The 26215-nt window shown below is 67.2% G+C and carries 19 protein-coding genes; 10 read left to right on the top strand and 9 right to left on the bottom strand.

Annotated features, from left to right (window positions below; all coding sequences use genetic code 11):
* The first annotated feature begins 120 nt into the window (after nucleotides 1–120).
* From PSEMO_RS11145 to pgm, 3 genes are all read left to right on the top strand, one after another.
* A complete protein-coding gene (locus PSEMO_RS11145; RefSeq protein ID WP_075803128.1) occupies nucleotides 121–1767 on the top strand; it encodes a VRR-NUC domain-containing protein in 1647 nt (548 codons plus the stop codon).
* Nucleotides 1764–4022 (top strand): ATP-dependent DNA helicase, encoded by a 2259-nt coding sequence (locus PSEMO_RS11140; RefSeq protein ID WP_075803205.1) that lies wholly within the window; start codon nucleotides 1764–1766, stop codon nucleotides 4020–4022. Before PSEMO_RS11145 ends, PSEMO_RS11140 begins: the two co-directional genes overlap by 4 nt.
* Before the next feature lie 94 nt (nucleotides 4023–4116).
* Complete coding sequence (gene pgm, locus PSEMO_RS11135; RefSeq protein ID WP_075803127.1) at nucleotides 4117–5754, top strand: phosphoglucomutase (alpha-D-glucose-1,6-bisphosphate-dependent); 1638 nt, start codon at nucleotides 4117–4119, stop codon at nucleotides 5752–5754.
* 93 nt (nucleotides 5755–5847) lie between these two features.
* Here the strand turns inward: pgm and PSEMO_RS11130 are convergent, their stop codons facing one another.
* The 7 genes from PSEMO_RS11130 to PSEMO_RS11100 form a co-directional block, all read right to left on the bottom strand.
* Entirely contained in the window at nucleotides 5848–6996 is a 1149-nt protein-coding gene (locus PSEMO_RS11130) for an LLM class flavin-dependent oxidoreductase (protein ID WP_075803126.1), read from the bottom strand.
* Nucleotides 6986–7957, bottom strand: coding sequence for an LLM class flavin-dependent oxidoreductase (locus tag PSEMO_RS11125; protein ID WP_075803125.1), 972 nt, complete (start codon nucleotides 7955–7957; stop codon nucleotides 6986–6988). Before PSEMO_RS11125 ends, PSEMO_RS11130 begins: the two co-directional genes overlap by 11 nt.
* A gap of 39 nt (nucleotides 7958–7996) precedes the next feature.
* Nucleotides 7997–9028, bottom strand: a complete 1032-nt coding sequence (locus tag PSEMO_RS11120; protein WP_075803124.1) for an LLM class flavin-dependent oxidoreductase — start codon at nucleotides 9026–9028, stop codon at nucleotides 7997–7999.
* Nucleotides 9025–10029: an LLM class flavin-dependent oxidoreductase gene (locus PSEMO_RS11115; RefSeq protein WP_075803123.1), complete on the bottom strand. Its 1005-nt coding sequence runs from the start codon at nucleotides 10027–10029 to the stop codon at nucleotides 9025–9027. Before PSEMO_RS11115 ends, PSEMO_RS11120 begins: the two co-directional genes overlap by 4 nt.
* Nucleotides 10026–10967, bottom strand: coding sequence for a 5'/3'-nucleotidase SurE (locus PSEMO_RS11110; protein ID WP_075803122.1), 942 nt, complete (start codon nucleotides 10965–10967; stop codon nucleotides 10026–10028). Before PSEMO_RS11110 ends, PSEMO_RS11115 begins: the two co-directional genes overlap by 4 nt.
* Nucleotides 10964–12307, bottom strand: a complete 1344-nt coding sequence (locus tag PSEMO_RS11105) for an LLM class flavin-dependent oxidoreductase (RefSeq protein WP_075803121.1) — start codon at nucleotides 12305–12307, stop codon at nucleotides 10964–10966. The genes PSEMO_RS11110 and PSEMO_RS11105 overlap by 4 nt, the downstream gene beginning before the upstream one ends.
* Nucleotides 12308–12369: 62 nt before the next feature.
* The gene (locus PSEMO_RS11100; protein ID WP_075803120.1) at nucleotides 12370–14781 is read right to left on the bottom strand and encodes a TonB-dependent receptor plug domain-containing protein; all 2412 of its coding nucleotides are present in this window, start codon (nucleotides 14779–14781) and stop codon (nucleotides 12370–12372) included.
* A gap of 344 nt (nucleotides 14782–15125) precedes the next feature.
* Here PSEMO_RS11100 and PSEMO_RS11095 point away from each other — a divergent pair, with 344 nt between their 5' ends.
* Entirely contained in the window at nucleotides 15126–16118 is a 993-nt protein-coding gene (locus PSEMO_RS11095) for a P1 family peptidase (RefSeq protein ID WP_075803119.1), read from the top strand.
* Here the strand turns inward: PSEMO_RS11095 and PSEMO_RS11090 are convergent.
* Nucleotides 16084–17475, bottom strand: a complete 1392-nt coding sequence (locus PSEMO_RS11090) for a tetratricopeptide repeat protein (RefSeq protein ID WP_075803118.1) — start codon at nucleotides 17473–17475, stop codon at nucleotides 16084–16086. The two genes, PSEMO_RS11095 and PSEMO_RS11090, sit on opposite strands and share 35 nt — an antisense overlap.
* A gap of 256 nt (nucleotides 17476–17731) precedes the next feature.
* Here PSEMO_RS11090 and PSEMO_RS11085 point away from each other — a divergent pair, with 256 nt between their 5' ends.
* Genes PSEMO_RS11085 through PSEMO_RS11060 form a run of 6 tightly spaced genes read left to right on the top strand, consistent with a single transcriptional unit; the run spans nucleotide 17732 to nucleotide 24829 of the window.
* Nucleotides 17732–19333, top strand: coding sequence for an ABC transporter substrate-binding protein (locus tag PSEMO_RS11085; RefSeq protein ID WP_372239114.1), 1602 nt, complete (start codon nucleotides 17732–17734; stop codon nucleotides 19331–19333).
* A complete protein-coding gene (locus tag PSEMO_RS11080) occupies nucleotides 19330–20322 on the top strand; it encodes an ABC transporter permease (protein ID WP_075803116.1) in 993 nt (330 codons plus the stop codon). Before PSEMO_RS11085 ends, PSEMO_RS11080 begins: the two co-directional genes overlap by 4 nt.
* Nucleotides 20319–21167, top strand: coding sequence for an ABC transporter permease (locus PSEMO_RS11075; RefSeq protein ID WP_075803115.1), 849 nt, complete (start codon nucleotides 20319–20321; stop codon nucleotides 21165–21167). The genes PSEMO_RS11080 and PSEMO_RS11075 overlap by 4 nt, the downstream gene beginning before the upstream one ends.
* Nucleotides 21164–22783: a dipeptide ABC transporter ATP-binding protein gene (locus PSEMO_RS11070; RefSeq protein ID WP_075803114.1), complete on the top strand. Its 1620-nt coding sequence runs from the start codon at nucleotides 21164–21166 to the stop codon at nucleotides 22781–22783. The genes PSEMO_RS11075 and PSEMO_RS11070 overlap by 4 nt, the downstream gene beginning before the upstream one ends.
* Nucleotides 22777–23988: an LLM class flavin-dependent oxidoreductase gene (locus PSEMO_RS11065; protein WP_075803113.1), complete on the top strand. Its 1212-nt coding sequence runs from the start codon at nucleotides 22777–22779 to the stop codon at nucleotides 23986–23988. The genes PSEMO_RS11070 and PSEMO_RS11065 overlap by 7 nt, the downstream gene beginning before the upstream one ends.
* Nucleotides 23981–24829, top strand: coding sequence for an alpha/beta fold hydrolase (locus PSEMO_RS11060; protein WP_075803112.1), 849 nt, complete (start codon nucleotides 23981–23983; stop codon nucleotides 24827–24829). The genes PSEMO_RS11065 and PSEMO_RS11060 overlap by 8 nt, the downstream gene beginning before the upstream one ends.
* Before the next feature lie 262 nt (nucleotides 24830–25091).
* Here the strand turns inward: PSEMO_RS11060 and PSEMO_RS11055 are convergent, their stop codons facing one another.
* On the bottom strand, nucleotides 25092–26084 hold the full coding sequence (locus PSEMO_RS11055) for an alkaline phosphatase D family protein (RefSeq protein WP_256721097.1): 993 nt from the start codon (nucleotides 26082–26084) through the stop codon (nucleotides 25092–25094).
* Between the last annotated feature and the right edge of the window lie 131 nt (nucleotides 26085–26215).

Raw genomic sequence — 26215 nt, 5'->3', positions numbered from 1 at the left:
ATAGGGCCAGTAGAGGCACCGAATGGGCATGGGCTTGCCTCGATCCGATCCACGGTGATTGCCAGCCGCTACTATCTGTATGTATAACCAGTGCCAGATTTCCCCAGGTATTGCCCGCCCGTGATCGCCGACTCCCGCAACGACCCCTTCTACTACCTGCACAACTTCCGCCAGGTACTGGACTGGCTGCACCTGCGCTACGCCGATCTGCTGGACGCCGAGGAACGGGGTTTCATCGAGGGCTTCCGCCTGCTGCCCCAGCCGAGCCAGGCGCTGCTGGTGCGCATGGTGATGCGCAAGGGCCTGCTGTTCCGCGAGCGGCGCCTGAGCTATGACGAGATCGGCCCGACGTTGCCGGCCATGGCACCGCTGCTGGAGCTGGGCTGGGTCGACAGTGAAGCACCGCTGACCCTCGACGAGTTGTTCCAGATCCTCCTCAAGGACGAGATCGCCCGCTGCTTCGCCATCCACCTGACCCACCCGAAAGCCGCCAAGCACGAGCTGTACGAGCAATTGAGCGAGCTGTTCCCGGAGGCCCGCACGCTGCACGAGTGGTGGCCCGAGTCCCCCGAACCGATCTACGCCCTGCGCCAGCAGGCGGTGTGCGACCGCTTGCGCCTGCTGTTCTTCGGCAACCTGTACCAGGACTGGTCGGAATTCGTCCTCGCCGACCTCGGCGTGCTGCGCTATGAACAGGTGGAGTTCAGCGCCGACTCCCGGGCCCTGCGCGAGCGCGGCGACATCGAGTTGTGCCTGGCCCTGCATGCCTGCGCCGAGCAACTGGAAGGCGAGGTGGACGTCGATCTGCTGCTCGCCCGGCTGGACGGCCTGAATACCGAGAACCCTTGGCTGCAACGGCGCCGGGCCAAGCTGCATTACCAGCTCGCCTACCTGTGCGAACGGGCCGGCCACCTGGATCGGGCGCTGTCGATCTATTCCGCCTGCGCCCACCCCCAGGCCCGCGAGCGGCATATCCGCGTGCTGGAGAACAGCGGCGAGTACCAGTCGGCCTTCGACCTGGCGACCCAGGCCGCCGAACGCCCCGGCAATGCTGCCGAAGCCCAGGCCCTGGGTCGCATCCTGCCGCGCCTGAAACGCAAGCTCGGTGGCCCGCCCCAGTCCCGGCGCAAGGCCCAGGCCATCAGCCGTCTCGACCTGACCCTGCCGGCCGACTGGTCTGCCCTCGGCGTCGAACAGGCGGTGCTGGTGCATTTTGAAAGCACCGATGCCCCGGTGCATTACGTCGAGAACACCCTGTTCAACAGTCTGTTCGGGCTGTTGTGCTGGCAGGCGATCTTCGCGCCGCTGCCGGGCGCCTTCTTTCACCCGTTCCAGAGCGGCCCGCAGGACCTGCTCGACGCCGGCTTCCATAACCGCCGCGCCGAACTGTTCGCCGAGTGCCTGGGCCAGCTCGACGATGGCCGCTATCGCCAGACCCTGCGCGAAACCTACACCGCCAAGCATGGCCTGCAATCGCCCTTCGTGTACTGGGAGCTGCTCAGCCCGGAACTGCTGGAGCTGGCCATCGATTGCCTGCCCCCCGAGCACCTGAAGCAGTGTTTCCTGCGCCTGCTGGAAGATATCCAGGCCAACCGCGCCGGCATGCCCGACCTGATCCAGTTCTGGCCGACAGAAAAGCGCTACCGGATGATCGAGGTGAAGGGCCCCGGTGACCGCCTGCAGGACAACCAACTGCGCTGGATCGAGTTCTGCACCCTTCACGGCTTGCCCGTGGATGTCTGCCATGTGCAATGGGCCGCGGCATGAGCTACAAGGTCGCGGTGCGCACCCTGTGCGAGTTCACCGCCAAGGTCGGCGACCTTGACCTGCGCTTCACCCCGTCACCCACGGCCCAGGAGGGTATTGCCGGGCACCGGCGGGTGGTCTCGCGGCGGGGCGAGGGCTACGAGGCGGAAGTGGCGCTGGAAGGGCGATTCGGTGAACTGGAGGTGCGCGGTCGCGCCGACGGCTATCTCCCGGCGCGCAACTGCCTGGAAGAGATCAAGACCCACCGCGGCGACCTGGCCAGCCAGCCGGACAACCATCGGCAACTGCACTGGGCGCAGGCAAAGGTCTATGGCTGGCTGATGTGCCAGCAGCGTGGGTTGGAGGCGATCACCTTGGCGCTCGTCTACCTGGAGGTGGACAGCGACCAGGAAACCCGTTTCGAGATCACCGCCAGCGCCAGCGACCTTGAAGCGTATTTCGACGAGCAATGCGCTCGTTTCATGCAATGGGCCGAGGCGCAGTCCCGGCGCTTGAGCCTGCGCGATGCGGGCCTGGGTGCGTTGGCCTTTCCCTGGCCATCCTTTCGCAAGGGGCAGCGCGAACTGGCGGAAACCGTGTACAAGGCGGTCAGCACCGGACGTTGCCTGATGGCCCAGGCCACCACCGGCATCGGCAAGACCCTCGGCACCCTGTTTCCCATGCTTAAGGCCATGGCGAAGCAGCCGCTGGACAAGATTCTTTTCCTCACCGCCAAGACCCCGGGCCGCGGCCTGGCGCTCGATGCCCTGCGCCAGGTGATGACCGCCAGCCCCGAGCTGGCCCTGCGCAGCCTGGAACTGGTGGCCCGCGACAAGGCCTGCGAATACCCCGGCACGGCCTGCCATGGCGAGGCCTGTCCGCTGGCGAAGGGTTTCTACGATCGCCTGCCGGCAGCCCGGGCGGCGGCAATGCAGGTGCCGATGCTGGACAAGGCGCAGGTCCGCGAGCTGGCCCTGGCCCATCAGGTCTGTCCGTATTACCTGGCCCAGGAGCTGGCGCGCTGGGTCGATGTGCTGGTGGCCGACTACAACTACTACTTCGACCAGAACGCCTTGCTCTTTGGCCTGGCCCAGACCGATCAGTGGCGCCTGGCCGTGGCGGTGGACGAGGCGCACAACCTGGTGGAGCGGGCGCGGCAGATGTACAGCGCCAGCCTCGACCAGTTCCAGTTGCAGGCCCTGCGTCGGGAGCCGCCGGCCGGCATGGCCAGTGCCCTGCAAGGCCTCAACCGTGAGTGGAACCGCCTGTACAAGGATCAGTTGGCACCTTATCAAGCCAGCAGCGAGTTGCCGGCCGCCTTTATCAAGGCGCTGCTGCGGGTGGTCGGGCTGGTCCAGGACCTGATGAACCGTACCCCACAAGCCGTGGACCCGGCACTGTTGCAGTTCTTCTTCCAGGCCTTGCAGTTCGTGCGCCTGAGCGAGGTGTTCGATGAGCACTTCCTGTTCGATATCAGCCTGCGCGGGGCAGGGCGCAAGCGCCTGGCCAGCCTGTGCCTGCGCAATGTGGTGCCGGCGCCGCTGATCGGCCCGCGCATGGCGGCGGCGCGCAGCGTCACGCTGTTTTCCGCGACCCTCAACCCCCGGCATTTCTACGCCGACCTGCTGGGCATGCCGGCCGACACCGCCTGGCTGGAAGTGCAGTCGCCGTTCGTGGCCGAGCAATTGCGGGTGCGCATCGTCAGCCGGGTCTCCACCCGCTATCAGCACCGCCAGGCCTCCCTGGCGCCCATCGTCGAGCTGATCGCCGACCAGTATCGCGAGCAGCCGGGCAATTACCTCGCGTTCTTCAGCAGCTTCGATTACCAGCAGCAGGTGTCTGCACTGCTGGTCGAGCGTTATCCGGACATCGTCCAGTGGTCGCAATCGCCGGGGATGGACGAAGAGCAGCGCCAGGGCTTTCTCGAGCGTTTCGTCGAGGGCGGGCAGGGTGTCGGCTTCGCCGTGCTGGGCGGTGCGTTTGCCGAAGGGGTCGACCTGCCGGGCACGCGCTTGATCGGTGCCTTCATCGCCACCCTTGGCTTGCCCCAGGTCAATCCGGTCAACGAACAGCTCAAGCAGCGCATGGGCGCCTTGTTCAGCGCCGGCTTCGATTACACCTATCTCTACCCTGGCGTGCGCAAGGTGATCCAGGCAGCGGGGCGGGTGATCCGCGGCACCGAAGACCGCGGTACGGTCATGCTGATCGACGACCGCTTCGCCGAAGACCGGGTGCGCCGCATGTTTCCAAGCTGGTGGGCACCGGAAAGCAATTAGCCAGGCGCGGGAATCTTCGTCATCGCCAGACAGTCGAAGTGCCAGTAAACTGTCGTGTTTTCATCACCCTGAAACTCAATTCTTGAGGTTTTGCATGAAGCTCAGTCCTCTGGCAGGCAAACCGGCCCCGGCCTCCATCCTGGTCGATATTCCGCGCCTGCTGACCGCCTACTACACCGGCCAGCCCGATGCTGCCGTCGCCACCCAGCGTGTGGCCTTCGGCACCTCCGGGCATCGCGGCAGTTCCCTGGACCTGAGTTTCAACGAGCACCATGTCCTCGCCATCAGCCAGGCCATCTGCCTGTACCGCCAGGCCCAGGGCATCGACGGCCCGCTGTTCATCGGCGCCGACACTCACGCCCTGTCCACCCCGGCCCTGGCCAGCGCCCTGGAAGTGCTGGCGGCCAACGGCGTCGAGGTGATGCTGTCGAAGGACGACGAGTACACCCCGACCCCCGCGGTGTCCCACGCCATCCTCTGCTACAACCGCGGCCGCACCTCGGGCCTGGCCGACGGCATCGTCATCACCCCGTCGCACAACCCGCCGCAAAGCGGTGGCTTCAAGTACAACCCGCCCAATGGCGGCCCGGCCGACAGCCATGTGACCAAGTGGATCGAGGCCAAGGCCAACGAACTGCTGGCCGAGGGCCTCAAGGGCATCAAGCGCATGCCGTACGAGCAGGCGCTGAAGGCTGCCACCACCCATCGCCATGACTACGTCGGCACCTATGTCGCCGACCTGGTCAACGTCATCGACTTCGACGCCATTCGCGGCGCCAACCTGCGCCTGGGCGTGGACCCGCTGGGCGGCGCCGGGGTGCGCTACTGGTCGGCGATTGCCGAGCACTACAAGCTCAACCTGGAAGTGGTCAACAGCGAGGTCGACCCGACCTTCCGCTTCATGTCGGTGGACTGGGACGGCCAGATCCGCATGGACCCATCGTCGCCGTATGCCATGCAGGGCCTGATCGGCCTGCGCGAGCGTTTCGACGTGGCCTTCGCCTGCGACCCGGACCATGACCGCCACGGCATCGTCACCCCGTCCGGCCTGCTGGCGCCGAACAACTACCTGGCGGTGGCCATCGACTACCTGTTCCAGAACCGTCCGCAATGGCGCGCCGATGCCGCCGTGGGCAAGACCGTGGTCAGCAGCGGCCTGATCGACCGCGTCACCGCGCGTCTGGGCCGTCGCCTGTACGAAGTGCCGGTGGGCTTCAAGTTCTTCGCCGACGGTCTGTTTGACGGCTCCCTGGGCTTTGGCGGCGAGGAGAGTGCCGGTGCGTCCTTCCTGCGTCTGGATGGCAGCGTCTGGGCCACCGACAAGGACGGCCTGATTCCGGCGCTGTTGGCCGCTGAAATGACCGCCCGCACCGGTCGCAACCCGGCAGAAGCCTATGCGGCCCTGACCGCCGAGCTGGGCGAACCGTTCGCCACCCGCGTCGAGGCCAAGGCCAATCCACAGCAGAAGGCGCTGTTGAGCAAGCTGGCGCCGGAGCAGGTGAAGTCCACCGAGCTGGCCGGCGAGCCGATCCAGCAGATCCTCAGCCATGCGCCGGGTAACGACCAGGCCATCGGTGGCTTGAAGGTCATGACCGCCAACGGCTGGTTCGCCGCGCGGCCGTCGGGCACCGAGGACATCTACAAGATCTACGCCGAGAGCTTTATCGACGATGCGCATCTGCAGCGTCTGGTGGGCGAGGCGCAGGAACTGGTGGACAAGGCGATCGCCTGATGGCTTGAGGGCCTCATCGCTGGCAAGCCAGCTCCCACAGTGACCGCGTACACCGCCGGACCTGTGGGAGCTGGCTTGCCAGCGATGAGGCCCTCAGGAAAGATAGGTATCCTGGGACTGCCCCGGATCCTCGCGCCCCAGCCGGCGCAGCTGCGGCAACAACTCCGCGCCCAGATGAATCGCTTCCTCCAGATGGGGAAACCCGGAAAGAATGAAGCAGTCCACCCCAAGCTGGTAATACTCCTCGACCCGCTCCGCCACCTGCTGGTAGCTCCCCACCAGCGCCGTCCCGGCCCCGCCACGGACCAGGCCCACCCCGGCCCAGAGATTGGCCGACACCTCCAGCTCCCGCGCCTGCCGGCCACGTCCCTTGACCAGCCCGCTTTGCCGCGATTGCCCCACCGACTCATAACTGGCCAGTTGCGATTGCGCACGCTCGATGGCGTCCTTGGGGATCTCGTCCAGCAAACGCTGCACATGGCTCCAGGCCGCATCATCGGTGGCTGCCGCGAACACATGGACGCGCAAACCGAAGCGCAAGGTCCGTCCCCGCGCCGCCGCCAGTTCGCGCATGCGCTGGATCCGCTCGGCAATCATCGCCGGAGGCTCGCACCACATCAGGCAGGTCTGGGCATGGGCCGCACCGACCTGCTCGGCAGCGCTGGACGCCCCGCCGAAGTAGATCGCCGGCATCCGTGCCCGCGGGTCGATCGGCGTCTCCCCGGCGCAGCGGTAGTAGCGTCCGTGATGAGGCTGGCGCCGCCCCGACCACACCGCCTGGAAGGCTTCGAGAAATTCCCCGGTGCGCGCATAGCGTTCGTCATGCTCCAGGTAATCCCCCAGCGAACGCTGTTCGAAACGGCTGGAGCCGCTGACCATGTGGAGGTCCAGACGGTTGTCGCTGAGCAGTTGCAAGGTCGCTGCGCGATGAGCGCTCCAGGCCGGCAGTTCAAGGCCGGGGCGCAGGGTGAGGAGAAAACGCAGGCGCCGCACTTCCTGGGCCAGTACCGCCGTGATCAGCCAGGGGTCTTCGAAGCCGCTGGCGGTGGGCACCATGATGCCGTCGAAGTTCGACAGTTCGGCGGCCCGCACGATCTGCCGCAGGTAGTCGAGGTTCGGCTCGCGCTCGCCCTGCTGGAACAGGCCGACCTTGGGCAGGCCGCTGCTGGTCAGGTGATGGCCGTCGCCATTGGTGGGCAGGAACCAGTTCAGTTCGATGGGATGACGCGGTTCAGCGGGCATGACGCTGGCGCTCCTTGCGCAGGCCCAGCTCCTGGAGCAGGGGTAGTATCCGTTCACCGAACCGCAGGACTTCGGCTACCGCCGGCTGATCCTGGATCACGATATGCTCGATGCCCAGGCCATGCAGCTCGCCGAGGCGGGTGGCGATCTGCTGCGCGTTGCCCACCAGGTACAGCGGCTGCCCGGGCCCCGGTTGCAGCAGGTTGGGATGGACCTCCAACTGGCGGTCACGGGTCAGGCGCCGTACCGCCGCATTGGCGAAGGGCTCGGCAGGCGCCGGGAAACGCCGTGCGGCGGCCTCCCAGGCCAGTTCCTCGGTGTCGCCGAGGATCAGGCCGAAACTGCAGACGAAGCCCGTGCGCCCTTGCAGGCGGCGGATTTCCTGCTCCAGCCAGGCCGGGGGCGCCGACCGTAGCAGGCACAGGTCGGCATGGCTGGCGATCAGGCTGGCGTCGTGGCTGTCGTCGAGGATCAGCGGCGGGGCGGGCAAGGCGCGGCGGGCGAAGCCGGCATTTTCCAGTTGGAAATAGCGGCCGGTGTAGTTGAAACCGCCGTCTTCTCCTCGCAGCAGGCGTTGCAGGATCTCCAGGTATTCGCCGATACGTTCGTTGCGCTGGTCGCGGTTGAGCCATTCGCCGAACGCCTGGCGCAAGCTGTCGCGGTCGCCATCGGGCAGGTGCAGGCGGACCCGGTTGGCACTGATCGACTGCAGGCTTTGCAGGGTGCTGGCCAGTGCGGCGGGCAGTACCACTTCCGGCGGTACGCTGATATTCAGGCGCAGGTGCCGGGTATGGGCACAGAGCGCGGCGGCTACCCCGAGGCTGTCGGCGCAGGGCGCACCGCCGGGGATCCACAGGCCGTCGAGCCCTGCGTATTCCACGGCCTGGGCCAGCTGGATCCACTGGCCCGGCGTGGGCGTCGGGGTGCAAAGCGGCAATTGCCAACTGAGTTCAAGGGCCATGTACAGGCTCCGCAGCGAGTACGAACAGGGGAAAGACCATCATCCCACCGCCGCCTCCGGCTGGACAGGCCGGGGCCGCCAGCCGAGGGCCGGGGCGATGGTTTCGGCGACGATGCGCAGGCGCTGCAGGACCTGCTCCTGGCTCGAACTCTCGGCCTGCACCACCACGATCAGGTAGTCGGCATAGGGCAGCAGCGATGGATCCTCGCGCAGGCCGCGGATGACCTCGTCGGGATGGCCGTGATGGACATTGAGCAGGCGCAGGTGTTCTTCCAGGTCGATCGCCTGTTCGATCAGGCCCTCCCGTTGCAGGCGTGGCACATGACGCTCGATATCCACCGCCAGCTCGGCCTGCGCGGTGGCGCGGTCGGCGGCGGGGAAGACGGCACGGACCACGCCGATGCGCGGCGGCTCCGTCGGGTGTTCCCAGGCCGCGAGATAGGCCTCGGCCAGGGGCTTCTGCACGGTCAGCGGATCATGGGTCGCGGTACCGAGGAGAAAGCCGTTGCCCTGGCTGGCGGTATAGCGTGCGCCCTCCAGGCTACCGTGCGAATGCCAGAGACGGCGGGCCAGGCCGGGGGCAGGCGGTTGCAGGGTCAGTGCGCTGCCGGGGAACAGCGCGTCCCCGTTGAGCAGCCCCTGCAGGCGTTGCTGGTCCTCGGTGAAGTGTTGCTGGCGTTGCCCGGCGTCCCGTTCGAACACCGTGAAACTGTCCAGGTTGGCGCCACCGCTGCCCAGGCCCAGTTGCACCCGACCACCGCTTAGCTGGTCGAGCACGCTGGCATCCTCGGCCAGGCGCACCGGGTCCTCGAAGGGCAGTACGGTCACCGCCGTGCCCAGCTCGATATGCCGGGTGCGCTCGGCCACTGCGGCCAAGGCCAGCAGCGGCGAGGGCAGGCGGCCGAAACCGTTGCTCAGGTGATGCTGGGCAATCCAGCCACCGTCGAAGCCCAGGGCTTCGGCGACTTCGAACTGCTCCAGCAGGTCACGGTAGGTCTGTTGCGCATCCTCGCCGAACGCATGGGTGAGAAAACCCAGTTTGAACGGCGGGCGGGAAGTGGCAGTGCTCATGACAGGGAAAACTCCTTCGCGGTGCGGGCCAGGGCGGGGCGCCAGCCCAGGGCCGGGGCCACGTCTTCGGCGATGATCTGCAGGGCGCGGATGGCGTCGCGCAGCGGCGTGCTGGCGCTCTGTACCTGGACGATCAGGTGGTCGTGACGACCCAGGCGCGGCCCGTCCTCCAGGCCTTCGATGATCGCTTCGGGCGCGCCATGCAGCACACCGAGGCGTCGCAGGGTGTCCTCGAAGTCACCGTCCAATGGGCCCTGGTAGACGCCGATGCTTTTCTGCCGTGCGAGGTAGCGCTGGATGTCCTCGCGCAAGGCGGCCGTGTGGGCCAGGGGAAACACGCCCTGGACCCGGGCGATACGCGCCGGGGTGCCGTTGTCGCCGGTCCAGGCGTCGCGGTAGCGCTGGACCAGCTCGATGCCGGCCCGGGTTGGCAGGTGTGGATTGGGCGCCATGATCAGGCCGTTGCCCCGGGCCGCCACCAGTTCCACCCGCGAGGTGGCTTCCCAGAGACGCCCGCCCAGGCTCGGTGCCAGTGGCTGCAGGCGCAGGCCGTCGTGGTTCAGGGGGCCGTTGCCAAGGGCGGTCTGCAGACGTTGCAGGTTGTTCTCGTAGTCGCGATGGCGCTGGTCGTGGGCCAGGCCGAAGGCGTTGAAGGTGTCCGGGTCGAAGCCTGCGCCCAGCCCCAGTTCCAGGCGCCCGTTGCTCAGCAGGTCGAGCACTGCGGCGTCTTCCGCCAGGCGCAGGGCCGGCTCCTGCGGCAGCACGATGATTCCGCTGCCCAGGCCGATGCGCCGGGTGCGCTGGGCGATCGCCGAGAGCAGCACCAACGGCGAGGGCAGGCGGCCCTGTTCGCTGGCGAAGTGATGCTGCGCCACCCAGCCCGTGTCGAAGCCCAGTGCCTCGGCGGCTTCGAACAGTTCCAGGGTTTCCCGGTAGACCCGGGGGTTGTACTCGGTCTGGTACACCCGGCTGAGAAAGCCGAGGGAGAATCCGCCGCTCATGGTCGTTTGTCCTCGCTGATCAGGGGCAGGGCGCTCAGGGCACGGGCGGCGCCGGCCTGGTCGCTGGATTGCAGCTGGCCGTTGAACGGGCTGATGGTCAGGTAACCCTTGGCCAGCCACACGGCTTCATCGTCCTGTTGCGCCGGCGTTGCCGGGGCGCTGTGCTGGAAGCTGATCCCCGGCTTGCCGGCCTGGGCCGGGAACAGCGGGCCGAGATCGTCGGTGTACAGGGTGTCGAAGCCGACGTAGCTGCCGATGCGGGTCAGGCGCACGCCCTTGAGTGCGGCGCTGTCGGCGGGGAAGTTGATGTTCAGGCCGAGGCCGGCGGGCAATAGCCTGCCATCGGGCTGGCGATGCCGGTCGAGGGCGTCCACCAGGCCCAGCACCTGGCGGGCGATGCGTTGCGGGTCCTTGTCCTTGAGGTCGGTACTCACCGCCAGGGTCGGATAGCCGGCGCGCACGGCGAAGCTGGCGGCATTGAAGGTGCCCGACGCGCTGTTGATGGCGCCGACGTTGTTGCCGGGGTTGGGCCCGACGATGACCAGGTCCGGGTTCGGCTCGACCTTCTTCAGACCCATCAGCAAGGCCATGACCGGCGTGCCGCTGATCTCGATCTGTACCGGCTGGCCGGCGCAGGCCGGGCTGCTGCACACGCCGGTTTCATGGGTGCTTATGTAATAGCTGTCGGGGTAGGCCGGGTCGCTGTCGCGTCCCACCTGCACTTCGCGACCGTAGAGGAAGGCGCCGCCGCGGGCACTCTGTTCGCTTTGTGGCGCGGCGATCTTCACCGCGTGCCCGGCCGCTTTCAAAGCGCTGTACAGCGCGCGGATGTTCGGGTGCTGGTAGCCGTCGTCGTTGCTCAGCAGGATGTTCAGGGCAAAGGCCGGGCTGGCGGCCAGGCAGCCCAGGGCCAGGAGCAGGCCGGGCAATGTCTTCATGCGCGGGCCTCCTCCCTGGCGCTGAAGCGGTTGGCCGGACGCGGCAGGCCGAGGTTTTCGCGCAGGGTGCGGCCCTCGTACTCACGGCGGAACAGCCCGCGCGCCTGCAGCAGCGGGATCACCTGGTCGACGAAGGTGTCGATGGAACCCGGGAAATACGGGAAGAACACGTTGAACCCGTCGCAGGCACGCCCCTGGAACCAGGCTTCGAAGGTGTCGGCGATGTCCTCCGGCGTACCGATCACCGGGTTGCCCCCGGCCAGGCGCAGGTACAGCTGGCGGATGCTCAGGTTGTCGCGTCGGGCCACTTCCAGGACCTGGTCGCGACGGCTGCCCCGCTGGCCCGCCGGCGTTTCCGGCAAAGGGCCGTCGAGGTCGTGGCCGGACAGGTCGATATCCTCGCCCAGGGTGTCGGCCAGCAGGCGCAGGCCCAGTACCGGGTCGATCAGCGCCTGGAACTCGTCGAACAGGGCCTGGGCCTGCTCGCGGGTTTCCCCGATGAAGGGCGTGACGCCGGGGAGGATCTTGATATGGTCCGGGTCGCGACCGAGGGCGGCGGCGCGTTGCTTGATGTCCTGGTAGAACGCCTGGGCCGCCGGCAGTTCGTGGTGGGAGGCGAAGATCACTTCGGCGACCCGTGCCGCCAGGGCCTTGCCCGGCTCCGAGGCTCCGGCCTGGACCAGCACCGGATGGCCCTGGGGCGGACGGGCCACGTTCAGCGGGCCGCGCACGGCGAAGTGCTGGCCGCGGTGGTTCAGGGTATGCAGCTTGTCCGGGTCGAAGTACTGGCCGCTGGCCTTGTCCCGGGGGAAGGCGTCGTCGTCCCAGCTGTCCCACAGGCCCTTGACCACATCGTGGAACTCTTCGGCGCGCTGGTAGCGGTCGGCGTGCTCGATATGGCTTTCGCGGCCGAAGTTCCAGGCTTCGTCCGAAACCACCGAGGTCACCAGGTTCCACGCCGCGCGGCCTTTGGACAGGTGGTCGAGGGAGGCGAACTTGCGGGCGATATGGTACGGCTCGTTGTAGCTGGTGGTGGCGGTGGCGATCAGGCCGATGTGCTCGGTCACCGCCGCCAGGGCAGCCATCAGGGTCAGCGGCTCGAAATGCTCGCCGCGGGCGGTGCGGCTCAGGGCGTCGAGGTGATGGCCCCAGAGGGCGACCACATCGGCGACGAACAGCGCATCGAAGCGGCCGCGCTCGGCGCTGCGGGCAATCGCCTTGAAATGCTCGAAGTCCAGGCTGGCATCGGCCTGGGCCAGGGGGTGACGCCAGGCGGCGACATGGTGACCGCTGTTGGCGAGAAAGGCCCCCAGCTTGAGTTGATCGGTGCGACGGGTCATGGACAGTACTCCCGTAGGTCAGGCGAAAGCCCTGCCAGCCACGCGGCCGGCAGGGCCGCGGGTCAGAAGTTGTAGCTCAGGCCGGTGTACCAGTAACCGCCGGTGGTGCCGTAGGGCGAGAAGTTGCCATAGGGGAAGCCACCCGAGGTGCTCGCCAGGTGGGTGCGCTCCGGGTACTTGTTGAACAGGTTGTTGGCCCCGGCGGTGAGGGTCAGGTCCTTGGTCAGGTGGTAGTCCAGGTTGAGGTCGGTTATCCAGGCCGGGGAGAAGGTGCGGTCGTAGGTTTCCAGGGTGCCGTACTGGGTGTACTCGCCGTAGCGGGTCAGGTTCAGGCTCAGCTCCAGTTGCTGGAAGGTCCAGGTCGCGCCGAGCAGCAGCTTGGATTCCGGCAGGCCATGCTTGAGGTTGCCCTGACGCTGGCGGTCGTAGCCGCCGGTCGGGCCGAGGGCTTGCTGGGCCACGGAGGAGGCGTGGATGTCGTCGATCTCGGTGGTGTTCCAGTTGAACCCGAGGTTGTAGCGCACGCCGCCCCAGGCGCCGAGGTCCTGGCGGTAGTCGCCGACCAGGTCGATGCCGCGGGTGGTGGTGTCGAGGGCGTTGGTGAAGTAGGTCACCGACTGGTTGGTGGCCAGGCCTGCGGCAGCGAGGATCGCGTTGATCTGCGGGGTGCCGCCGAGGTAGCCGGTCTGGGCGATGCGGTCCTTGATCTTGATCTGGTAGGCATCGAGGGTGATCGAGGTGTTGTCGCTCGGCTGCAGGGTCAGGCCGAGGCCGAAGTTGGTGGATTTTTCCGGCTTCAGCGTGGTAGCACCGAGGGCCTTGGCCACGGCCGAGTCCACCGCGACGTTGCGGTAATCGATCAGGTTGCCGTTGACGTTGCTCTGCGAGGTCGAGCTATAGATCTGCTGGGCCAGGGATGGCGCGCGGAAGCCCGTACTGAAAGTACCGCGGACCGCGAGGATCGGGGTCAACTGGTAGCGGGTGGAGAACTTGCCGTTGCTGGTGGTGCCGGAGCCATCGTTGTAGTCCTCGTAGCGTCCGGCGAGGTCCACGTGCCACTTCTCGGTAAGGTCCTGGCCGATTTCCGCGTAGGCGCCGACGCTGGTACGGCCTTTTTCGGCGGCGTCGGCCGGGGTGGTGCCGGCGCCGGAGATGGTCCCCGGCGCGATCGGGTTGCCGCTGGCCCCGGTGGTGAAGGGGCCGCTGGCGTAGGAGGCGTAGTCGCCCTTGCCGATCTTGTAGTTCTCGTAGCGCTGCTCGAGACCCCAGGAAACCTGGGTCGGCCTGGCCAGGCCGAGGTCGAAGGCACGGGTCAGGTCGAGGTTGTTGGTCCACTGGCTGAAGGTCTTCACCCCGGTGTCCACCGAGGTCGGCGAGTCGGCACCGTAGCTGAGGTTGTAGGTGTGGCGCAGGGTCGCCTCGGCATGGTCCTGGCCGTAGGTGGTGGACAGGTCATAGTCCCAGCCCAGTGCCGTGCCCTTGCCACCGAAGGCCACCTGGAAGTCGTTTTCGATAAAGCGCAGGGTGTCTTCCACGCCTTCCGGGAAGGGCGTGGCGATGCCGTCGAAGCTGGCCGGCTGGTGGAAGGCCAGCGGCTTCTCGGAGTTGCGCCGGGTGTAGGTGGAGAAGGAGTACAGGCTCAGGCTGTCGTTGACCGGCAGCTCGGCGTTGTAGCCCAGGCTGAAGTTGCGAGCTTCCGGCAGGCCGGTGCCGTAGTAGGTGTGCTGCAGGCTGGTGTTGCCGGCACTGTCGGTGTACGGCGCCTTGTCGGAGCGATCGGAGACCTTCTGCTGCTTGACGTCCAGGGCCAGGTTGATGAACCCGTCGTTGGGCAGGGCCAGGCCGATGTTGCCGGTCTGGCGGTTGGTCTCGCCGTCACCGTTTTCATAGTTCTGGCCGTAGGTGGTGGAGACGCTGCCGCCGTGGTCGGTCTGCTTCAGCACGATATTGACCACGCCGCCGATGGCGTCGGAACCGTACTGGGCCGAGGCGCCATCGCGCAGGACTTCGACATGGTCCACCAGGGCGGTGGGGATCATGTCCAGGTCCACCGGCTGCGAGCCGGAGTTGAGGTAGGTGCCGTTGTTGAGCAGGGCGCTGTTGTGCCGGCGCTTGCCGTTGACCAGCACCAGCACCTGGTCGCCGTTGAGGCCGCGCAGGCTGATGGGGCGCACCACCGAAGTCGAGCCGAAGCCGGACGAGGCTGGCTGGTTGAGCGAGGGCAGGACCCGGCTCAGGGCCCGGGTCAGGTCGCCCTGGCCGGTGGCGAGCAGTTGCTTCGACGAGATCACATCGACTGGCGCCGGGCTTTCCGCCAGGGTCCGGGCCTGGCCGCGGTTGCCGATGACCACCACGGTGTCCAGTGGGTTGTCGGCGGCCAGCACCGGTGCCGCCTCGGCCAGGGCGAGAAACAGCAGGCTGTAGGCGAAGGCTTTGTGTGGGGGCCGCAAGGCCGTGCGGATCGAGGAACGCATAGGGGCTTACTCCGGAAAGGTCGGTAGAGGGTCGGCTTGTTGGGGCAAGCTCTGGTGTACGGATAAGAGCAAGGCCTGTGCCAGGCGAAAAAAGGCTTTTAAAACAGTTGGTTGGAGCTTGGTGGCGGAGTTGGCTGGTGATTTTTCAGCGATGCCGGGGGCAGGCTGCTGGTTTTTCTACAGTCGGGGCGGCGGTGGTTTTGCCGGCCCAACCGCTGGCAAGTCGCTGTGGACCCTGTGGGAGCTGGCTTGCCAGCGATAAGGCCATGAAAACCCACATCAATCATCTGCCTGGCACATCACTTGCTGACCACCCCGTACCACCACCCACCAGGATTACCCGTATGCCGCTCCCCGGTCCCCGCAACGCCCTTACCGATATCCCCGGCCTGACCGTCGGCCATGCCACCGATCCCCGGGTCGATACCGGGGTCACGGTGATCCGCGCTGCCCGCGTCTGTACCGCCAGCGTCGATATCCGCGGCGGCGGCCCCGGCGGGCGCGAGTCGGCGGCGCTGGAGCCGGAGAACATGGTCGGCCAGTTGCATGCCCTGGTCTTTGCCGGCGGTTCGGTGTTCGGCCTGGGCGCTGCCGATGCCGTGGCGGCGGCGCTGTCCGCCGAGGGTGTCGGCCTGCACCTGAAGGCTGGCGCCCCGGCGATCCCCATCGTGCCCTCGGCGGTGCTGCATGACCTGGCCAACGGCGGCGACAAGCAGTGGGGCCTGGAGCCGCCTTACCGGCGCCTTGGCTTCGAGGCCCTGGCCAATGCCGGCACGGACACCGCCCAGGGCGCGGTCGGTGCCGGTCGCGGGGCCATGGCCGGGGTACTCAAGGGCGGGCTGGGAACGGCATCGCTGGATCTTGGCGACGGCCTGCTGGTCGCCGCGCTCGTGGTGGCCAACCCCATCGGCTCGGTGTACATGCCTGATGGCCGCACCTTCTGGGCCTGGCCCTGGGAGATCGCCGGGGAGTTCGGTGGCGCGCGGCCGACCGGCGACCAGGATTGCAGCGATCCGATCCCCGAACTGTCGCGCCTGGATTCCATGGGGCGCCTGCAGGCCGGGGCCAATACCACCCTGGTCGTGGTTGCCAGTACCGCGCAACTGAGCACCGCCGAGTGCAAGCGCGTGGCGATCATGGCCCAGGACGGCATTGCCCGGGCGGTGCGTCCGGCGCATCTGCCGTTCGATGGCGATAGCGTGTTCGCCCTGGCCACCGGAACGGTGGAGCTGGGCGCTGGTGCCCGGCGCCAGGTCAGTATCGGCAGCATCGGTTCTGCTGCCGCCGATTGCGTGGCCCGGGCTATTGCCCGGGGTGTGCACGCTGCGCGCGGTTGAGCAGCACCTGTTCGACCCGCTGTCCGGCCTGCCGTGCCAGGTCCGGCAGGCCCAGTTCGGCATACACCCGTTGCAGATGGCGGTTGCTCGGCACATCCAGGCCGTCGTAGCGCCGGCGCAGTTCCAGCAACTGCTGGGCGACCGCCCAATCCCCGCTGCGTAGCCGCGCATCCAGTTCGATCTGGGCGAACAGGTCGCGCTGCGCATGGCTGCCGCCGATCTCGTTCAGGCGGGGCAGGCTGGCGGCCAGCAGGCGTGCCGCGCGGGTGTGCTCGCCGCGGGCGTGGGCCAGCAAGCCTTCGGCCAGGGGCAGGGTGACCTCGGCCCAGACGGCGCGGCTGAAGTCCGGAGCCTGCTGGCTGCGTTCGACGAGGGCGGCGAACAGCAGATTCGCTTCGAGCTTGTCGGCGCGCGCCAGGCCGTACAGGTATTGCAGGCTGAGGAACGGTTGCACGGTATCGCCCTGGCGCAGTTGCAGGTACGGCGCCAGCGCCTGCCAGCGCTGTCCGACATCGATCCCGGCGATCTCCAGGCGGGCCAGCAGCGATACCGCGCCGATCTGGTCCTGGGAGTACTGCGGCAGGATCCCCCACACGTGCCGGTCGTAGATTTCCAGCACCCGCGCCTCGTCGCCCCGGGCCAGGTGGAACAGCGCCAGGTGCCACCAGTTGTGGGTGTACATGAACGAGTTCAGGCCGTCCCAGTGCCCGCTGACCTCCTGCAGGAAGGCGATGCCTTCCTCGATCCGGCCTTCGGTCAGCATCACGTGGGCCAGGGCGTGCTGGGCCCAGGGCTCGTCGGCCTGGATCACCAGGGCCTGGCGCGCACTGGCTTCGGCTTCTTCCAGCAGATGGCATTGCTCGTAGGCGAAAGCCAGCATGGCGTGGCTCTGGGCGATCTCCGGGGCCGCTTCGACGGCCTTGAGGCCGATGCGCAGCAGGGCCGGCCAGTTACCACGGTTGAATTCGATGTACTGGGTCAGCTTGGCGGCGAACAGGTCGCGCGGATAAGCCTTGAGGAGCTGCTCGCCCAGGGTCAGGGCCCGGTCCAGGTCGTCGTCGATCCAGGCATCGAGCAAGGCCAGGTAGAGTGCGGCCCGGGGGTGGCGGGTGGCGACCGCGGCGGCACGTTGTCGGTATTTTCCGGCCAGCAGCGGGCCTTCGGGGGATTCGCTGAACATCAGCAGGATCCCCGCCAGGGCGTTGCTCAGTGCCGATTGTGGATGGCGGTCGGCGGTCGGCAGGATGGCTTCGGCGCGAGGGTGGTAACCGATGAAACCGCCGATGAAATCGTCCAGGCCTTGGCGGGCGTGCTGGTCGTCGGTGTCGAGAGGGTTGCCGAGGTAGTCAAGGGGCATGGGAACAGTCCGCGAAAAGGTCGAATGAGCGTGTTGAGCATTGGAGGGCAAACCCTGTGCCAGCGCCGCGCAGCCCCTGAAAGCGGGCCATGGCCTTGATCCCGCTGCTGCTTTTTCCACATTCCCGCCACCGCGCTGTGGCTTTTTCACCAGCCACGGCCGGTATTCCTGCGCCTCGCCCCCGTATACACGGTGCAGCAGACCCATGGCATAGCGCTTGCAAAATCCCCGGCAGACCATTTGCCAAGGAGTCACCATGCCAGCGCCCCAACACCCCCCGCGTCACGCTTTGAAAAGGCTGGGACTCGCCGTGCTCACCTGTGCAGCGCTGTTCGGCAGCACCGCCCAGGCCGCGCCGCAGAACGGCGGCATCCTTAGCCTGATCGCCCAGCCCGAGCCGCCATCCTTGATGCACGGGGTCGTCACCCATGTGTCCACCCAATACGTCAGCGGCAAGGTCCTGCAAGGGCTGCTGACCTTCGATACCGACCTCAAGCCGCAGCCGGTGCTGGCGAAGAGCTGGACCGTCTCTCCTGACGGCCTGACCTACACGTTCGACCTGCAACCGGGTGTGACCTGGCACGACGGCAAGCCTTTCACCGAACAGGATGTGCTGTTCAGCTTCAATACCTTCTATCCCGAGGTGGACAAGCGCATCGGTTCGATCTTCGAACAGTTCGTCGCCGCCATCGATTCGAGCAAGCCGCTGCAGGTCACGTTCCACCTGAAGAAACCCTTCGCGCCGTTGTTGTCGTCCCTGGGCAGCGGGTTGCGGCCGATCGTGCCGAAGCACTTGTACGAGGGCAGTGATTTCCGTGCCAACCCCTACAACCTCAAGCCGGTCGGCACCGGGCCCTTCGTCTTCCTGGAGTGGAAACGCGGCGCCTACATCAAGCTGGCGAAGAACCCGCACTACTGGAAACAGGGCCTGCCGCACCTGGATGGAGTGATCTTCCACGTGATCCCCGACGGTTCGTCCCGCTCCGCCGCCTTCGAACGCAACGACGTGCAGGTGCTGCGCGCTGGCGATGCCGACTACTCCGACCTCAAGCGCCTCGGCGCGCTGCCTGACGTGGTGGCCTCGGAGCAGGGCTACGAACTGTATGCCGGGCTGGCCTTCCTGCAGATCAATACGCGCAAGCCGCCGCTGGACAACCCCAAGGTACGCCAGGCCATCCTCACGGCGCTGAACCGCCAGTTCATCGTCGACAACATCTTCTTCGGCGCCGGGCGGGTGTCCCAGGGGCCGTTCGTGTCCAGTTCGCCGTACCACGACCCGCAGCTGCCGCAGTACGCCTACGACCTGAAGAAGGCCAAGGCGCTGATCGCCGAATCCGGGGTGGACGTCAGCGCAGTGCGCATCCGCCTGCTCAACGGTGAGAAGGGCGGCGCCTGGGAGCGCCTGGCCGAATACACCAAGCAGGCCCTGCAGCCACTGGGCTTCAAGGTCCAGGTAGTCACCTCGGACGCCGCGACCTGGTTCCAGCGGGTCAGCGACTGGGACTTCGATCTGACCTACAACTTCATCTTCCAGATCGGCGATCCGTACCTGACCAACGCCTACCTGTACCGCTCCGACTACATCCTCAAGACCTCGCCCTTCGCCAATGTCAGCGGCTACAACAATCCCGAGGCCGACCGCCTGTGGAACCAGGTCGCCGACACCGCCGAAGGTCCGCAGCGGCAGAAGCTCTACAGCGAGCTGGAAAACCTGCTGAACCAGGATCTGCCGATCGCGCCGATCTTCGAGATGCGTTATCCGACCCTGTACCACAAGCAGGTGCACAACCTGCTGCGCACCGCCACCAGCCTTAATGAAGACTACGAGAGCGTCTACCTCGACGCACCGACGCCATGAATGGCCTGGTGTTCCTCGGTGCGCGCCTGGGGCGTGCCGGCCTGATGGTGATCGGGGTGCTGGTCCTGAGCTTCCTGTTGATCCGCCTGGCGCCGGGTGATCCGGCGTTGCTGATGGCCGGGGAGGCCGGCGTCGATGATCCGGCCTTTATCGCCAACCTGCGCCAGCAGATGGGCCTGGACCAGCCGCTGCTCCAGCAGTTGCTGCGCTACCTCGGCCAGGTGGCGCACCTGGACCTGGGCTACTCCTATCGCAACCAGACCAGCGTCTGGGCGCTGCTGGCCGAGCGCCTGCCGGCGACCCTGAGCCTGATGGGCTCGGCCTTCGTGCTCTCGTCGCTGCTGGGGATCACCCTCGGGGTGATCGCCGCCCGTGCGCGGCAGCGCCGGCACTGGCTGGACGGGGTGATTTCCCAGGGCGCGCTGCTGCTCTACGCCGTGCCGACCTTCTGGCTGGCGATGCTGCTGATCCTGCTGTTCTCGGTGCATCTGGACTGGTTGCCGGCGTTCGGCATGGAGAGCGTTGCCCTCGACCTGCACGGCGCGGCCTGGCTGGGTGACCGCCTGCGGCACTTGCTGCTGCCGTGCCTGTCCCTGAGCTTCCTGTTCCTGGCCCTGTATATCCACCTGACCCGCGCCGCCACCCTTGAAGCCCTGCACCAGGAATACGTCTACACCGCCCGGGCCAAGGGCTTGCGTGCGCGGCGCATCCTGTTCGGCCATGTGCTGCGCAATGCCTTGCTGCCGGTGGTGACCTTCGCCGGGCTGCAACTGGGCCAGCTGGCCAGCGGGGCCTTGCTGGTGGAGGTGGTGTATTCCTGGCCCGGTATCGGCCGGCTGATGTACGACGCCCTGGCGCAACGGGACTACGGCGTGCTGATGGGCGGCTTCCTGCTGATCTCGCTGTTGGTGGTGGGCTTCAACCTGCTCACCGATCTGCTGTGCCGCTGGCTGGACCCGCGGATCGGTGCCGGAGGGCAGGGCGCATGAGAGCTTTTTCCCCATGGCGACGTTTTCTTGCCCAGCGCTCGGCGTTGCTCGGCCTGATATGGCTGCTGCTGTTGGGTCTACTGGCCCTGGCCGCGCCGTGGCTCAGCCAGGGCGACCCCTGGGAAATGGCCGCGCAGCCGCTGCTCGGGCCCCTGCAGGATGGCAACCACTGGCTGGGCACCGACCTGCTCGGCCGTGACCTCGGCGCCGGCCTGCTGTACGGGGCCCGGGTGTCCCTGTCGGTGGCGCTGCTCGCCAGCCTCGCGACCCTGTTTACCGGCCTGCTGGTCGGCGCCATCGCCGGTTACTTCGGCGGCTGGCTGGACGGCCTGCTGATGCGCATCGCCGAGTTCTTCCAGATCATTCCGCAATTGGTACTGGCGGTAATACTGGTGGCGATCCTTGAGCCTTCGCTGTTCTCCATCGTGCTGGCCATCGCCCTGGTGGCCTGGCCGGCGGTGGCACGCCTGGTGCGCGCCGAGTTCCTCAGCCTGCGCCAGCGCGAGTTCGTCCAGGCTGCCCGGGTGCTCGGGCAATCGCCGCTGGCCATCGTCTTCCGGCAGATCCTGCCCAATGCCCTGGCGCCACTGTTGGTGATCCTGACCTTCGTCATGGCCACGGCGATCCTCACCGAGGCCGCCCTGGCCTTCCTCGGCCTCGGCGATCCGGATGCGATGAGCTGGGGCTACATGATCAACGCCTCCCGTGGCCTGTTGCGCGACACCTGGTGGATGGGCCTGCTGCCGGGCCTGGCGATCCTGTTTAGCGTGCTGGCGGTCAACCGCGTCGGTGAAGGCCTGCGGGTTGCCTTCGATGCGGCCCGCCGACCAGGAGATTCCCTATGAGTGCCTTGTTGAATATCGAACACCTGCGCATCGCCTTGCCGGCCGGTGCCGACCGCAGCCATGCCCTGCATGACCTGTCGCTGACCCTGGAGGCCGGGCAATGCCTGTGCGTGGTCGGCGAGTCCGGCTCGGGCAAGTCCATGCTGGCCAAGGCCCTGTTGCGCCTGTTGCCGGCCGGGCCACGGGTGGAGGGCGGGCGTATCCGCTTCCGTGGCGAGGACCTGGCCGGACTGGGGGAGGAGGCGATGCGCCAGTTGCGTGGTCGTGCTGTCAGCATGGTCTTTCAGGAGCCGATGAGCGCGCTCAACCCGCTGCTCAGCGTCGGCCGGCAGATCGACGAGACGCTGCAGGCCCATGGCGTCAGGGGCAGGGAGCAACGGCGCCAGCGGATCCTCGATCTGCTTGGCTATGTCGGCCTGCCCGATCCCGGGCGCCTGCAGCATGCGCTGCCGTTCGAACTGTCCGGCGGCCAGCGCCAGCGGATGGTGATCGCCATGGCCCTGGCCTTCGATCCGCTCCTGCTGATCGCCGACGAGCCGACCTCGGCGCTGGACGTTACCACCCAGGCGCAGATCCTCGCGCTGTTGCGGCGGATCCAGCGGGAAAAGGGCATGGCCATGCTGTTCATCACCCATGATTTCGCGGTGGTCGAAGCCATTGCCGACCGCGTGCTGGTCCTGGAAAAGGGCCATCTGGTGGAGCAGGGCAGTGCGCAGCAGGTATTGCAGCAGCCCCAGCAGGACTACACCCGGCAATTGCTCGCGGCGGTCAGCGCCAGCGCCCTGCATCCGCGCCCGGCGTTGCACGGGCGCGAGGCCGTGCTGGAGGCACGTCAGTTGGCCAAAAGCTTCAGCCGCCGCGCCGGTTGGTGGGGGCGACGCAGTACGCAGGCGCTGGACCAGGTCGACCTGCGCCTGGTCGAAGGCGAGACCCTGGGAATCGTCGGCGAGTCGGGGTCGGGCAAGTCCACCCTGGGTCGGGCCCTGGTGCGCCTGCTCGCGGTGGATGGCGGCAGCATCCAGTGGCAGGGCCGCGAGGTGGCCGGGTTGTCCCAGTCGCGCCTGCGAGGTTTGCGCGGTGCGGTGCAGATGATCTTCCAGGACCCGTTCGCTTCACTGAACCCGCGCCAGCGCATCGAGACCCAGCTTATGACCGGGCCGCTGGCCCAAGGCGTCGAGCGCGAGGAAGCGGCGCGGCGGGCGCGGGAGGTGCTGGAACTGGTGGGCCTGCCGGCCACGGCATTGCAGCGTTTTCCCCATGAGTTTTCCGGCGGCCAGCGCCAGCGCATCGGCATCGCCCGGGCCCTGGCGGTGCGGCCAAGGATCCTGATCGCCGATGAATGCGTCTCGGCCCTGGATGCGCTGATCCAGGTGCAGATCCTGGAATTGCTGGAGTCGCTGCAGCGCCGGCTGAAACTGAGCATCGTGTTCATCACCCACGACCTGCGGGTGGCCGCACGGCTGTGTGACCGCATCGCTGTGATGAAAGGCGGCCAGGTCGTGGAGACCGGCGAGACGGCGCAGGTGCTCGACCAGCCGCAACATCCCTATACCCGCAGGCTGCTTGGCGGCTTCAGACGCAGTTCGGCGTCGGCGGCGGAGGTGGCGGCATGCTGAGCCTCAACGCCTTCCTCATGGCCACCGGTCATCATGTGGCCGGCTGGCGTCATCCCGACGCCCAGGCCGATGGCGGCCTGGATTTCCAGCATTACCGGCAACTGGCGCAGACCGCCGAGCGCGGTTGTTTCGATGCGATCTTCCTGTCCGACACCCTGGCCATGCTGCCCGGCAGCCTGGAAGCCCTGGGCCGGATGTCGCGCACCGAGCATTTCGAACCGCTGACCTTGCTGGCCGGGCTTGCGGCGGTGACCGAGCGGATCGGTCTGGTGGCGACCGCGACCACTTCCTACAACAGTGTCGACAGCGTGGCTCGGGCCTTCACCTCGCTGGAGCGCCTGAGTGGCGGACGCACGGGCTGGAACCTGGTGACCTCGAGCAATGCCGGGGAAGCCTTCAATTTCGGCCGGGAAACCCACTTCGAACATGCCCGGCGCTATGGGCTGGCACGGGGTTTCCTGGAACAGGTCAGGGCGCGCTGGGCGGCCAGCGGCGTGGCGCCGGTGCAGGTCCTGGCCGGCGCCTCGAAGGCCGGCTGCGAGCTGGCGGCGGCCCATGCCGACATGGTGTTTACCGCGCAGCCCGAGCTGGCCGGGGCCAAGGCGTTCTACCGCGAGCTGAAAGGCCTGCTGCCGCGCTACGGGCGTCACCCGGATCAATTGAAAATCATGCCGGGTGTATTACCCATCGTGGCTGACAGCAACGCCGAGGCCGAGGCGCTGTTCGAGCGGTTGCAGGCGCTGGTGCAGCCCAAGGTGGGCTTGTCGTTGCTGGCGGATATCGCAGGCGGTACGGATCTGTCCGGGTATCCGCTGGACGGTCCCCTGCCGGCGTTGCCAGCGACCAATTCCGGGGTCAGCCGGCGCGACCTGCTGATCGCCGTGGCTCGCCGTGAAGGCCTGAGCATCCGCCAGCTGTACCTGCGCATGGCCGCCGCGCGCGGGCATCTGGTGGTGGTCGGCGATGCGCCGCGGGTCGCCGATTGCCTCGAGCAGTGGTACGTCGAGGGGGCGGCGGATGGCTTCAATGTCATGCCGCCGTACCTGCCTGGCGGGCTGGACGCCTTCGTCGAGCGAGTGGTCCCCGAGTTGCAACGTCGTGGACTGTTCCGTCGCAGCTACCAGGGGCGGACCCTGCGTGATCACCTGGGGCTTTCCCGCCCCGTTCCTTCGCAATCAACAGAGGTACAGACGGCCCATGGCTGACTTTTCCCAACTGCCGCGAGTGCGTGGCGAACGCCTGGAGATCCGTCCGGGCCGGCATCTGAGCGTGGCCTACCAGGCCGGCGGCGATACCGTGGTGTTTTTCGGGCATGGCGGCGGTGGCAACAAGGACCAATGGCGCGAGCTGTGGCGGGACTTGGGGGCGCGAGGCTACAGCCTGGTGGCCTGGGACCTGCTGGGGCACGGTGCCAGTGACCGGCCCCGGGATGCCCGGGCCTACGCGTGGGACGAACTGGTGGCGGATGAGCTGGAGGTCCTGCGGCGATTCGGCGGGGCGCGCAATATCATCGTTGCCCATTCGTTCGGCACCGGGCTGGCCTTGAGCGCACTGTTGGCGGGGCCTGCGGTGAGGGTCGACGCGGCCCTGCTGCTGGGCAGCCAGTTGCACCGGCCGTTGAAGCGCAAGGGCCTGTTGAACCTGCCGGTATGGGTCCTGGAATTGTTGAGGCCGCGCCTTGCCCGCGGGTTCCGCGAGGCGGCCTGGCATCCCGAAGCGGACCCGGCGCTGGTGGACTATGAAGACGGGCTGGCCCAGGGGAACTCGTTGCAGGTGTTCAAGGCCCTGGTTGCCCATGCGCAATGGCCGGACGCCGCGGCATTGGCGCGGCTGGAAGTGCCGATCTCGGTGCTGGCCGGGGACCGCGACGGCCTGACCCCGGCCAGCGGCGGCGAGGAACTGGCCCGGCAGTTGCCCCGGGCGCAGTTCCGGGTGCTGGAGCGGTGTGGGCATCAGTTGATGCTGGAGAAACCGCAGGAGGTGTTGGCGGCGTTCGAGGGGCTGGTGGCAGGGTTGAGGACGTTTGAGCCTGCGCCGGTGATCTAGGTGACTGCCCGTCATAGAACCGCGTTATGGCCGCCAGGTGCAAGCCGGGAGATCTTCAGCGACCTTGAGATCGAGCGCCGCCCGCGCGGCGCTCGATCTTGAGGCCGCTGCAAGAACATCGTCATGCACAGCGATGCGCCGCGCGGGCGGCGCTCGATCTCAAGGGCGCCGAAAAAGGCATGACAAGCACCTGCCAGCCCTGATGCGATTTACCGGACCTTCTTACCTCAAAAGATGTGTAGATACCCATGCCGCGAGGTCCTCAGGCTTCCTGGATCCGCGAACTCCCACTCTCCACCACCAGGCGCTTCAAGGTCGACACACTGGCCGCCGGGTCCATCCGGTCCGAGATCGCCTGCATCCGTACCTCCAGCCGGTCCCTCTGCAGGTCCAGCGCCAGGTACCCGCGCGGACGACTGTCATAGAAGCGGATCTGCGGGTTGTCCGGCAGGATCGATTGCACCGCCTCATAGCTCGGGCCGTTGGAGGTGATGGAGGTCCCGACGAACTCCGCCGCTACCGACTGCGAGTCCGGGTCCTCGGGCCGCTCGTGCAGGTGATTGGCCCAGAAGGAGTGGTAGTCGCCACTGAGAACCACCGGATTGGCCACCCGGCTGTCACGCAGGTTATCCAGCAGGCGCCCGCGGGCCGCCTGGTAGCCGTCCCAGGTGTCGGTCCAGTAGCGGGCCTCGTCGTCACCGGGACGTTGCGCCCGCAACGGTGCGACCAGCAGGTCCTGGGCGATCAGGTTCCAGCGGCTGTCACCACGGCGCAGCCCGTCGTAGAGCCAGCGCTCCTGCTCGAAACCGAGCAGGGTACGCTTCGGGTCACGCAGGTCGACGCAGCTTTCCCCTTCCATATGCCCCTTGCCGAACACCGGCGCCTGGTAGCAGGGCTGCCTGGAGCGGTATTGACGACCGTCCAGCACCGGTAGCGCGGCGAGGTCGCCATAACGGAAGCGCCGGTAGATCTGCGGTCCGCCATTGCTGCCCATGGGCGGGCGGCGCAGCGGCATGTTTTCCAGGAAGGCCTGGTAGGCTGCTGCCCGGCGCAGGCGAAAGCGCTCGACGCTGATCTTCGGATCCTTGGAATAGACCTGGGAATAGTCGTCCTGTACCTCATGGTCATCCCAGGTGGCGATCCACGGGGCGGCGGCATGCAGGCGGCGCAGGTCCGGGTCGGTGCGGTGCAGGGCGTAACGGTAGCGGTAGCCGGCCAGGTCGGTGGCTTCCGGAGCGTTGTAGGCACGGGCCAGCCCCCAATGTCATCAACTTTGGAAATTATCCATAAATATCATATAATTAGCGCTCAAATCAGTGCATGGGAGAAGCCCTTTTGACTACCTATACCGCATCGCTTGACACCGCCAGCCAAACCCTGGCTTGA

The organism is Pseudomonas putida (assembly GCF_001941965.1).
In the GTDB taxonomy this organism is placed as follows: Bacteria; Pseudomonadota; Gammaproteobacteria; order Pseudomonadales; family Pseudomonadaceae; genus Aquipseudomonas; species Aquipseudomonas putida_L.
Note: the sequence above shows the minus strand (reverse complement) of the source record. Positions and strands in the feature narration are given on the sequence as shown.